The organism is Idiomarina sp. (assembly GCF_048260185.1).
Taxonomy (GTDB): Bacteria; Pseudomonadota; Gammaproteobacteria; order Enterobacterales; family Alteromonadaceae; genus Idiomarina.
This window is the reverse complement of sequence record NZ_JBLXHB010000005.1, coordinates 285,595-297,159: the sequence shown is the minus strand read 5'-3', so window position 1 is coordinate 297,159 and position 11,565 is coordinate 285,595. Positions and strand designations below refer to the sequence as shown.

The window sequence follows — 11,565 nt, the reverse complement described above, 5'->3', positions numbered from 1 at the left end:
CAACATAAGAATGTAACAATATATTCACATTTAACTCACTTGAGGTCGTGCTGTTGATCTTTGCGCTTGTTGAATAAGTAACCTATATCAATAATAAAAAACCTAAAAAGGAAACCCCATGCGTAAACTATTACTCAGTTGTGTACTGACGACTCTGTCTGTACTTGCTTTACCAGCAGCGGCCTATCAATCCGAAGAGGTTATCGTCGAGCACAACGAAGTCGCCGATAATATTTATATGCTCACAGGCGCTGGCGGCAACATGCTGATGTCATCCGGCGATGACGGCGTATTCCTGGTTGATGATCAATACACTCAGGTAGCAGAAAAAATTGCCGCCAAAATTAAGGAGCTGAGTGGTGAAGAGGTTCGTTATATTCTGAACACTCACTTCCACGGCGACCATGTAGGTTCTAATAGTTGGTTTGCCAATAATCAGAACTCAACTATTTATGCTCATGACCATGTGCGAGAACGCTTGAGTCAGGATAGCGATTTCAATGCAGCCGGCCTTCCAGCCATTACCTTTGATTCAACCCTTACCTTCCACTTAAACAATGACACCGTTCGTGTGTTTTATTTGCCTGCAGGCCACACCGACGGTGACAGCGCAGTATGGTTTGAAGACGCTAATGTGCTGCACCCCGGTGACTTATTTTTTAATGAACGCTTCCCTTTTATTGACCTGAAGAGCGGTGGTGACGTTGACGGCTACATTGCCAACGTTGAAGAATTATTAAATCGCATTAATGACGACACGGTGATCATTCCGGGCCACGGTCCGTTAGCTAACAAACAAGATTACCAGGGCTTTCTAACCATGCTTAAAGAAACCAAAGCCGAAGTTGATACCATGAAGCAACAGGGAATGACCCTTGATGAAGCAAAAACCAAGGGTCTTAGCGATAAATGGAAGGACTGGAGCTGGTCCTTTATTAATGAAGAGCGCTGGATCACAACGCTGTACTAAAGATTAGCCGTTCGTCCGGTGGTTGAAGGTGAAAGTCCATGGCCAGCTCATCGCAGTTGGCCAGCCTTGGGCATAATTCGCAGTCCTTCATCACCTTTTCCGGCAAGCTGTCTTTAGAACAATGACTAAAACCTTGCTGCTCAAAAAAGTCCGGTACCCGGGTCAGCACAATGACCCGGTTCAATTGCAGTAACCGCGCCTTTTTCAATAAATAAGACACCAGCATGCGACCCTGCCCGCGAACTTCCGTATGCGGATGGACACCCAGCGAGCGAATTTCGGCAAGGCCAGTGGTATAGATGTAAAGCGACGCACAACCCATCACTTTGCCGTCCACTTCGGTCACCGCAAACTCATTAATTGAATGTACGATGTCGTCCTTGGCCCGCGGTAAGTTTTCCCCTGCTCCGGCCCAGTGCTGAACTAAATCCAGAATTGCTCCAATGTCACCGAGGTTAGCATCCCTAATGCGAATTTTCTGCTGCTGTTGAGCGCTCTTTAATGCTTCCTTTACGCGCTGCGGCGAGGTACCGCCCAGAGCACAGCGCTTTTCCAGTAAGGCATCCAGCGTCAGCCACTCATAAACATCTTGCTCAATAACCGGAACAACCGCCTGAAACGCCTCCAGCGGCATATCTTCCAGCGGTTTTTGAGCCTGAAGAGCCTGCTGCACTAACTCGCCCACATTATGGTGTGCCTGACGGAAAGGAACGCCTTTGGACACCAGATAGTCCGCAAGCTCGGTAGCATTCGCATAACCGCCCTGCGCTGCTTTACGGCAAACATCATGGTTCACGGTTAACCCATGCAGACTGGAAGTCACCATAGCCAGCGAGGCCTGCCAGGTGGTAAAGGCGTCAAATAAACCTTCTTTGTCTTCCTGCATGTCTTTGTTGTAAGCCAGCGGCAGAGACTTTAAGGTCATCATCAACCCAGTTAGCGAGCCCACCACGCGGCCGCTTTTGCCGCGCACCAGCTCCAGCGCATCGGGGTTTTTCTTTTGCGGCATTAACGAAGAACCCGAGGTCACGTTGTCTGCCAGCTCAATAAAGCCCGCCTCGCCGGAATTATAGAAGATGAGATCTTCCGCCAGACGTGACAAATGCAGCATAGATAACGATGCCGTGCTCAAAAGTTCCACCACAAAGTCACGGTCGGAAACGGAATCTAAACTGTTGCGCGTCGCCTGGCTAAAGCCCAGCTCACTGGCAATGGCTTCACGGTCCACCGGATACGCCGTTCCCGCCAAAGCCCCGCAACCCAGCGGACTTTTATTCAGGCGCGTTACGGCATCCTCTAAACGTTCGCTGTCGCGCTGCAGCATTTCTACATAAGCTAAACACCAATGCGCCAGCAATACCGGCTGGGCTCGTTGCAAGTGGGTATAGCCGGGTATAACCGTGCCCTGTTCGCGCTCAGCTAAACCCAGCAATGCCTGCTGGGTTTGCTGCAACGCCTGTTGCAAAACTTCTGACTGCTGACGACACCATAATCGCAAGTCTGTCGCGACTTGATCGTTACGACTACGCCCGGTATGCAGTTTTTTGGCTAAGTCACCGACCTTGGCTATCAGTGCCGCCTCAACAAACGAGTGAATGTCTTCATCACCACCGACAGCAACAGCCGCAGGATCAGAACGCACTTCACCTAATAGTTCGTCCAGTGCCTGTTGTAACTGTGCACATTCTTCAGCACTGAGTACTCCAACCTTTTGCAGCGCGTTGGCCCAGGCTTTAGACCCGGTAATATCCTGCTCCGCCAGCACATAGTCAAAGGGTAACGAGTCATTAAACTGCTGAAACGCGGCATCGGGTCCTGCCGCAAAACGTCCTCCCCATAACGCCATAACCTATTCCTTTTGTTGTTTTTGCAACGCCGCAATCCGGCTCGGAAGAGAGAACAACCGGATAAAGCCCTCGGCGTGCGCCTGGTTATACACTTCGTCGGCACCAAAGGTAGCAAAATCCTCACTGTATAAACTGTGCGGAGAACGTTTCTGTACCGCAGTTACCGAACCTTTATAAAGCTTCAGAACCACCTCACCACTGGCCGTCGCGCATAACGACTGTGCCGCAGCCATAACCGATTGCTGCAAAGGGGTAAACCAGCGACCATCGTACAATAATTGCGCAAACTGCTCGCTCAACTGAGTTTTCCAGCTGCGACTGACTTTGTCCAGCACCAGCTCATCAACAGCCTGCAACGCAGTCATCATTACAGTACCGCCCGGCGTTTCATAACAACCTCGGCTTTTCATTCCCACCAGACGGTTTTCCACAATATCCACGCGGCCAACACCGTGCTTAGCAGCAACGTTATTTAAAACACTCAGACATTCAAAAGGTGACAGTGCCTTGTCATTCACCGCAGTAATTTCACCATTTTCGACCTTAACAGAAATATACTCCGGCTTATCCGGCGCCTGCTCCGGCGATACCGTCATAGTCCAGACTTTTTCGGTGGGTTCGCACCAGGGGTCTTCAAGTTCGCCACCCTCGTGCGAAATGTGCCAGGCGTTAGCGTCACGGCTGTAGATTTTGGTCGCTGAAGCTGAACAGGGAATATTACGTTCTGCCAAATAATCCAGCAAAGATTCACGACTGCTTAACTCCCATTCCCGCCAGGGCGCAATCACTTGTAAGTCCGGTGCTAAGGCTGCGTAGCAAGATTCAAACCTAACCTGATCGTTGCCTTTACCAGTACAACCGTGAGACAGTGCGTCAGCACCGACTTTACGCGCTACTTCAACCTGAGCTTTGGCAATTATCGGCCGCGCCATGGCGGTGCCCAATAAGTAAGTGCCTTCATAAATTGCTCCGGTTTTCAGGGTCGGATACACGTAGTTTTTAACGAACTCTTCTTTTAAGTCCACCACATGGCATTCAGAAGCACCTGAAGCTTTGGCTTTTTCTTCCACACCCTCCAGCTCTTCTGCTCCCTGCCCAACGTCAGCCACAAAGGCCACCACTTCACAGCCATAGTTTTCTTTTAACCAGGGCACAATCGCCGATGTATCCAGGCCTCCAGAATAGGCCAGTACCACTTTTTTTACATTGCTCATGAGGCTTTCTCCATAGATTCTGGCAGTGCGGCTGCCGTTGGATTCAATAATAAAGTTAATAAGGCATTTTGCGCATACAAACGGTTCTCCGCCTGCTGAAAACAGCGCGACAGCGGGCCGTCCATTACATCCGACGTAATTTCGTAGCCACGATGCGCCGGCTGGCAGTGCAACACCGAAGTGGCACCGCTGTGCTCAACCAGCTGTGAATTGATTTGGTAGGGTTGGAAAGTGTCGCGTACTTCACTCAACGGCTTATCGTCGCCCATCGATACCCAGGTGTCGGTATAAAGCGCATCAGCCCCTGCCACAGCGGCAATGTCGTGGGTAACCACAATGTCAGCACCGCTTTCTTCAGCTTGCTTTTTCGCTTTGCTGACAAGGTCTGCATCGGGTTCATGGCCGGGCGGACAAATAATAGTGCAGTTTGCACCCAGTGCGGCGGCAGTCAGCATCAGCGAGTGTGAGACATTGTTGCCATCGCCCAGATACACCAACTTCAGACCTTTCACTTTGCCGTAATGCTCCTGCAGGGTTAAAAAATCGGCCAGTGCCTGACAGGGGTGAAATCGGTCACACAAGCTGTTAACTACCGGCACTGAGGCGTGCTGAGCCAGTTCTTGTAATGTATGGTGCGACATAACCCGTGCAACAATAGCATCGGCCCAGCAGGATAAATTGCGGGCATAATCAGCAACACTTTCGCGCACGCCCATGCCTTTTCCTTGCTCATTCAAATAAACCGCATGACCGCCCAGTTTTTGCAGGCCAATATCAAAAGACAAACGCGTACGCAGACTCGGTTTTTCAAACAGAGTCACAACGCTACGGCCTGCCAGAGTCTGACTGTATTTTTCAGGGTGTGCTTTTTGCTCTTGCGCTAAAGCCAATAATTGCAATGTGTTAGCCGAAGTTAACTCCAGCCCGGATAAACAATGTTTCATCATACTTACTCACTAATCTGTGTGCCTGAATGGGTTTGATTCATTAAATTCCAACTGCCTATTCGCACACATCGTCGTAAGCGCTTTGCTGCGTTAAGTGCGCCGCGAACTTTAACCAGCATGCCATCTCTAATCACGCCGCTTTTTGTCAGTTCATCAATACTCCGGCTGTCCAACTGCTCTATCAATTGGCCTTCGCTATCGAGTACGCCATCAACATCGGTTAGAAACAGTAAATCGGCGTCAAGGTTTGCAGCAACCGCGACAGCGGCGTCATCGGCGTTAACATTGAACCATTCGCCCTGTTTGCCGAATCCAATAGAGCTTATTAATGGCAGATAACCACTTTTGAGCAGGTTAGTAATTAACCCGGACTCAAACAGCTCACAAGTCCCCACCTGCCCCAGTGTGGCAGACTGACGCCGACAAGAAATACCCGCCTCATGCAGAGTTAAGCCAATAGGTCGTAGGCCGGCAGCAATGGCCCAGGACATCAACTGCTTATTTGCACAACCGGCCAACGCGCCAACGATATAAGGCATATGTTCTTGTGGGCTGACTCGCAACCCTTCATGTTTTTCACTTTTTAAGCCAGCATTAGACAACCATTGCTGGGCCAAAGCGCCGCCGCCGTGCACAATAACAGTATTGTTTTCAATGTCTGACAGGGACGCGAACAGAGCTCTCATCTCATCGGGCTGCTCAAGCAAGCTACCGCCCAACTTTATCACTTTCATACCAGCCCCTCCTCTGCCGCTAAACCAAGCTGCAGGTTTACACACTGAATAGCCTGGCTGGCGGCACCTTTTAGCAAGTTATCAATGGCCGAAAAGGCAATAAGCTGACTGCCCTGACGATGCCAGCCAATATCCACAAAGGGTTGCTGAACCACATTTTTAATGGCTGGCCGCGCTTGTTTTTCAAAACGAACCAAAGGCTTGTCCGCATAGCACTGATAGGCTTCATCTAAATCGGCGTCGCTAATATCATCGTTAAGTTCTGCGTATAAAGTCGCCAGAATACCGCGTGGGAACTGCGCTAAATGCGGGGTGAATAGAACCTCATGCTGTAACTGTTGAGCAATTTCCGGAGTATGGCGATGCTCAAACAACCCGTACGCCTGCAAAGAAAGTTCCGCACCATGACTCGTCAGCACGGCCTTCCGCCCGGCACCGGTCACACCGGATACCGCATTAATAATAATTTTGCTGTCGCTGAGTAAGCCTGCCTGTTTTACCGGAAGCAATGCCATTAACGCCGCTGTAGGGTAACAACCGGGCACAGCAACTAACTGCGCTGCCGCTATCTCTTGCGGATACCACTCTGCCAGCCCATAAACCGCCTGTTGTAGCCACGAGCTCTGCTGATGTTCAAATCCATAAAATGAGGGGTAATCTTCAGTTGCGTTTAAACGAAAACCGCCGGACAGGTCTATGACTTTCAAACCAGCCGCCAGAAACTCAGGCGCCAGTTCCACACTCACGCCATGATCGGTACACAAAAACACTGTGTCAGCCGAGCTTTTAATGAGCTCTTTTTCATGGCTGGATAAGCCCTGCAAAGGAAGATTCACTAAATGCGCATATTGTGGGTGTAAATCACTCAACAACGAGCCAGCATCACTGCTATGCTCAGAGGCATAACAACCCAAAAGAGCAAGCGCCGGATGTTGTTGCACCAAGCGGGTTAGTTCGACGCCGACGTAACCGCTGGCTCCGATTATTGCGACTGATTGAGACTGCGCGGCTGTATACTGCATGCGGCAAAAACCTGTTGCTGTTTCTGAGTAAAAATGCAGAATAACCGAATATATATACTTATGCAATAATAGTGAATAATTATATTAAGGATTAACTATCATGAGCACCCCTGCCTTACCATCATTCTTCTCAATGTATCAGCAACTCATCGCACAACCTTCCATCAGCTCTATCGATCCTAAGTGGGATCACAGCAACCAGAAGGTTGTGAACTTACTGGCTGAATGGCTGGAATTACTAGGGTTTGAGTGCGAAATCAATGAGCTGCAAAGCCAGCCGGGAAAGTTCAATTTACTAGCTCGCAGGGGAGCCGGAAGTGGCGGCTTACTGCTGTCAGGCCATACGGACACCGTTCCTTACGATGCTAGCCGCTGGAGCTTTGACCCCTTTAAACTCACCGAGCAGGACAACCGCTGGTACGGCCTTGGCAGCATTGATATGAAAGGCTTTTTTGCTTTTGTTATTCAGGCTCTGAGTGAGTTAGATGCAACTCAGCAAAGCAAACCCGTGATGATACTGGCCACCGCTGACGAAGAAACCACTATGGATGGTGCCCGTGAGGTCAGTCGTTTTGCGAACTTAAAGCCCGACTACTGCGTCATAGGCGAACCCACAGATATGCGCCCGGTCTACGCGCACAAAGGGCACATGAGCGAAGTTATACGCATTACCGGACGCTCCGGCCACAGCTCCGACCCGGCACTGGGCATTAACGCCATAGAACTGATGCATGAAGTCATTTCAGCACTCATGAAATTAAAAGAAGAGTTTAAGCATAAATATTCAGATACAAGCTTTTCTGTACCACAACCCACCATGAACTTTGGTCACATTCATGGCGGCGACAATGCCAACCGGATTTGTGGCTGTTGTGAGTTGCATCTGGATATTCGACCGCTGCCGGGCTTGTCTGTTGATGAGCTATACGCCCACCTGCACCAGGCAACGAAGAGTATTCAAGCCCGTTACCCGGGGTCAATTGAACTCATTTCGCTGCACCACCCTATACCACCTTTTCAACAAAGTACCGACTCCGCATTGGTGCAATTAGCAGAGAAAATCTCGAAAGCACAGGCACAGGCGGTCAACTACTGCACTGAAGCGCCCTTTCTTCAGGAGCTAGGCTGTGAAACACTAGTCATGGGGCCAGGCTCTATCCGGCAAGCTCACCAGCCAAATGAGTACTTATCAACGGAAACTATACAACCTACTCAAGAAAAACTAAAAAACTTATTAAAAAGCTATTGTTTTTTAAGGTAGCTGCCGATAAAAGGAGTAAGTTCCGGGTATTGAGATAATCAGTGTCTGGTTAAAAAATAAAAATTGATGATTTAAAAGGGACATCACAATGATACGACAGCTCTCCATTGGTGCTCGCGCAAGTGCGGCTTTCGGATTGATTGGAATACTGACATTATTACTTGGTATTTTTGCTTTAAACCGAATGGGCGCAATAGAAAACCAGCTCAATATTATTAGTAACGAACAAGTACCGGCTGTCGACAATGTCAATGACGTCGACCGCGAGTTCCTGAGGGTTCGTATTCACTCTGCAAACGTTGCGGCTTATATTGACGATCCGGCCCGGCTGGAAAGATATAAAGAAAAACTTCAAGACGCCATCGGGTCTCTCCAACGCAATCAAAAAGAGTATAATGACACAATTGCTGACGCCGAAGCTAGAAAATTATTTAATGAATACATGGCGTTAGATAAAGAATATTGGGAATTGAACAATCAATTTAATAAGCTGGTCGACGCCGGTTTAGCTGACGCAATTGATTCAATTCGTGAAAATAGCATTATTCCCTTAACCAGCAAGATTTCTACAAAACTCGATGAGCTCTTAGCGCACGAAATGGCACTTATTGATAACGCCAAAGTAGAAGCTCATGACGTCTCAGCAACAGCAAACACTGCCGTTATTGTAGCCTTAGTTATTGTTGTTGCTTTGCTGGCTTTATTCGCCTGGATACTAACAACCAGTATTGTTAAGCCCATTCGTGCCGCAGTTAAGTTCGCCAAGACTATCGCGGCTCGAGACCTAACTCAGTCTATAGAAATAGACGGTAACGATGAACCTGCGCAACTACTTACTCAATTACGCACCACGCAAGAGCAACTGCGAGAGTCCATCAGTACTATTTCTCAGTCATCTGAGCAGCTAGCCTCAACATCAGAAGAGCTAAGTTCAGTAACACAAGACTCAACTCGCACTATCCAGCAGCAATCGGAAGAGCTTGAGCAGGCAGCAACCGCTGTAAACGAACTAACAACTGCCGTCGAAACTGTGGCACAAGACGCGCAGAACGCGTCTGAGGCTTCAGAAGAAGCGAATCGTCAGGCACAACAAGGTAATGACCGCGTACGTCAAACCGTTCGTGCTATTGAAGAGTTATCTCAGGAAATTGGTGACTCTTCAGGTAATGTGACAGAGCTGGCAGAAAAAGTTAAAAGCATTACTAAAGTACTTGAGGTTATTAGTGGTATTGCCGAGCAAACGAATCTGTTAGCGCTGAACGCGGCCATAGAAGCGGCTCGTGCTGGCGAATCAGGTCGCGGGTTTGCAGTGGTTGCCGATGAAGTTCGCTCATTAGCTCATAAAACCCAGCAGTCCACCGTTGAAATTGAAGACATGGTTAAAGCTATTAATGAGTCCAGCGACCGCTCTGTCGCCACCATGGACAAGAGTTTAGAGCGTGCTACTAAGACTCTGGACGTAGCACGAGAAGCCGGTGAAGCACTGCAGTTAATTGCCACGGCCGTAAGTGAAATAAACAATCACAATACGTCCATAGCCAGTGCCGCAGAAGAACAGGCAAACGTGGCGCGCGACGTTGATAAGAACCTGGTCAGCATTCGTGACCTGTCTAATTCAACGGCTTCTGGCTCCGAACAGACTAACGCGTCCAGCGAAGAGTTATCTCGTCTGGCGGTTGACCTGAACGGACTGGTTGAACGCTTTAAAATTTAAATGCCGTAGGCTTATGTAGCCTGAAATTTATGTCAGCTGGGGTATCTCACCTGATGTGAACATCAGGCTACAGGGTGCACGTAGCCTGACATTTATGTCAGGTCCAATGCCGTTCCTGACGTAAACGTCAGGCTACAATAATAACCTTCCTGAATACTGCTAATTAACAGCATAAATTAGGCTAATGGTGAGACCAGAGTCTAACCTTAATCCGTGTTAACAAACTAATAACAACGGATTCAAAAATGAACAACCTATTCAACTTCAGTCAACCGCTTGATGACGATGCAAAAGCCTTGTTCAGCGACGAGAATCAGTCTTTTCTCGCTGAGTTAGTCGATACCTTTCAACCACGGTTAGAGTCGCTGTTAAAGAGGCGTCAACAACGTCAGGCGCAATTTGATCAGGGTCAGTTGCCTGATTTTGACTCTGCAACTCAAGACATCCGGGAGGGAAACTGGCGCATTGCCGAACTGCCGGTCGACTTAAAAAAGCGCCGCCTGGAAATTACCGGACCGGTGGATCGCAAAATGGTCATCAACGCGCTGAATGCCAATGTCGACTGTTACATGGCCGACTTTGAAGATTCACAATCGCCCACCTGGGACGGCATGGTTAACGGTCAAATTAACCTGCGTGACGCCAACATTGGCGGCATGACCTATACCGACCCAGACAGTGGCAAACACTACCAGGTTGGCACTGATCCCGCATTACTGATTGCCCGGGTACGTGGCCTGCACTTACCGGAGAAACATGTACAGCGTAACGGCCAGGCTATTCCAGGCGCGCTAATGGACTTTGCTTTGTACTTTTTACTGAATTACCAGCAGCGACTTCAGCAAGGCTCAGGCGTGTATTACTATCTGCCCAAGCTGGAGCACAGTGACGAAGCCAAATGGTGGGCCGATGTTTTTCACTTCACCGAGAAAAAATTCAGCCTGAAAACCAGCACTATTCGCGCCACTATACTTATTGAAACCCTGCCGGCGGTTTTTCAAATGCATGAAATATTACACGCTATGAAAGATCATATTGCCGCACTTAACTGTGGCCGCTGGGACTACATTTTCAGTTACATCAAAACCCTGAAAGAGCATCCGGAGCGGGTTTTACCCGATCGTCAGGTGGTGAGCATGGACAAACCCTTCCTTAATGCTTACTCACGCTTGTTAGTGAAAACTTGTCATCAGCGCGGAGCTCTGGCTATGGGCGGCATGGCGGCCTTTATTCCCAGCAAAGATCCAACCGAGAACAAGAAAATACTCGCTAAAGTTCATGCCGACAAAACCATGGAGCGTGATAACGGCCACGACGGCACCTGGATTGCTCACCCGGGTTTAGCTGACACCGTACGCGAAATTTTTGTCGACGGTATTGAAGGCGACAACCAGCTGCACGTACTGCGTGAAAACGACAGTCCGATTGAACAAGACTTACTCCTGCAACCCTGTGACGGCGAGCGTACCGAAGCTGGCATGCGCACCAACATTCGGGTGTCGCTGCAATACATTGCGTCCTGGCTGAACGGAAAAGGCTGCGTGCCTATCTACGGCCTGATGGAAGACGCCGCCACCGCTGAAATTTCGCGTACCTCTATCTGGCAGTGGATCCGCCACGGCAAAACACTTTCCGATAACACCCCTGTTACCAAAGAGCTGTTCCGACAGTACCTGCAAGAAGAAGCCGACGTAGTGAAAAATGAAGTCGGTGAACAGCGCTGGAACAACGAAGCTTTTGAGCAGGCATTAAAGCTTTTAGAAGAAATTACCACAGCCGACAAGCTGGTCGACTTTCTGACCCTGCCCGGCTACCAACAACTCAAGTAATGACTATTAAAGAACAACAAGGAATTA

Annotated in this window: 9 protein-coding genes; 4 read left to right on the top strand and 5 right to left on the bottom strand. The window is 49.1% G+C overall.

What is annotated here, in order from left to right; genetic code table 11:
- Nucleotides 1–118: 118 nt before the first annotated feature.
- A complete protein-coding gene (locus ACN0RF_RS12440; protein WP_417439268.1) occupies nucleotides 119–970 on the top strand; it encodes an MBL fold metallo-hydrolase in 852 nt (283 codons plus the stop codon).
- Here the strand turns inward: ACN0RF_RS12440 and argH are convergent.
- Genes argH through argC form a run of 5 tightly spaced genes read right to left on the bottom strand, consistent with a single transcriptional unit; the run spans nucleotide 954 to nucleotide 6,734 of the window.
- Nucleotides 954–2,816 carry an argininosuccinate lyase gene (gene argH, locus ACN0RF_RS12435; RefSeq protein ID WP_417439267.1) on the bottom strand — a complete coding sequence of 621 codons (1,863 nt, stop codon included), beginning with the start codon at nucleotides 2,814–2,816 and terminating at the stop codon, nucleotides 954–956. The two genes, ACN0RF_RS12440 and argH, sit on opposite strands and share 17 nt — an antisense overlap.
- A gap of 3 nt (nucleotides 2,817–2,819) precedes the next feature.
- Nucleotides 2,820–4,031: an argininosuccinate synthase gene (locus ACN0RF_RS12430; protein ID WP_417439266.1), complete on the bottom strand. Its 1,212-nt coding sequence runs from the start codon at nucleotides 4,029–4,031 to the stop codon at nucleotides 2,820–2,822.
- Complete coding sequence (locus ACN0RF_RS12425) at nucleotides 4,028–4,978, bottom strand: ornithine carbamoyltransferase (RefSeq protein WP_417439265.1); 951 nt, start codon at nucleotides 4,976–4,978, stop codon at nucleotides 4,028–4,030. Before ACN0RF_RS12425 ends, ACN0RF_RS12430 begins: the two co-directional genes overlap by 4 nt.
- A 2-nt stretch (nucleotides 4,979–4,980) precedes the next feature.
- Entirely contained in the window at nucleotides 4,981–5,712 is a 732-nt protein-coding gene (gene argB, locus ACN0RF_RS12420; RefSeq protein ID WP_417439264.1) for an acetylglutamate kinase, read from the bottom strand.
- The gene (argC, locus tag ACN0RF_RS12415; RefSeq protein WP_417439263.1) at nucleotides 5,709–6,734 is read right to left on the bottom strand and encodes an N-acetyl-gamma-glutamyl-phosphate reductase; all 1,026 of its coding nucleotides are present in this window, start codon (nucleotides 6,732–6,734) and stop codon (nucleotides 5,709–5,711) included. Before argC ends, argB begins: the two co-directional genes overlap by 4 nt.
- A gap of 100 nt (nucleotides 6,735–6,834) precedes the next feature.
- Between argC and argE the strand changes: the two genes are divergently transcribed.
- From argE to aceB, 3 genes are all read left to right on the top strand, one after another.
- On the top strand, nucleotides 6,835–7,995 hold the full coding sequence (gene argE / locus ACN0RF_RS12410; protein WP_417439262.1) for an acetylornithine deacetylase: 1,161 nt from the start codon (nucleotides 6,835–6,837) through the stop codon (nucleotides 7,993–7,995).
- A gap of 88 nt (nucleotides 7,996–8,083) precedes the next feature.
- Nucleotides 8,084–9,709, top strand: a complete 1,626-nt coding sequence (locus ACN0RF_RS12405; protein WP_417439261.1) for a methyl-accepting chemotaxis protein — start codon at nucleotides 8,084–8,086, stop codon at nucleotides 9,707–9,709.
- Nucleotides 9,710–9,954: 245 nt separating this feature from the next.
- Nucleotides 9,955–11,538, top strand: coding sequence for a malate synthase A (gene aceB, locus ACN0RF_RS12400; RefSeq protein WP_417439260.1), 1,584 nt, complete (start codon nucleotides 9,955–9,957; stop codon nucleotides 11,536–11,538).
- Nucleotides 11,539–11,565: the final 27 nt, after the last annotated feature.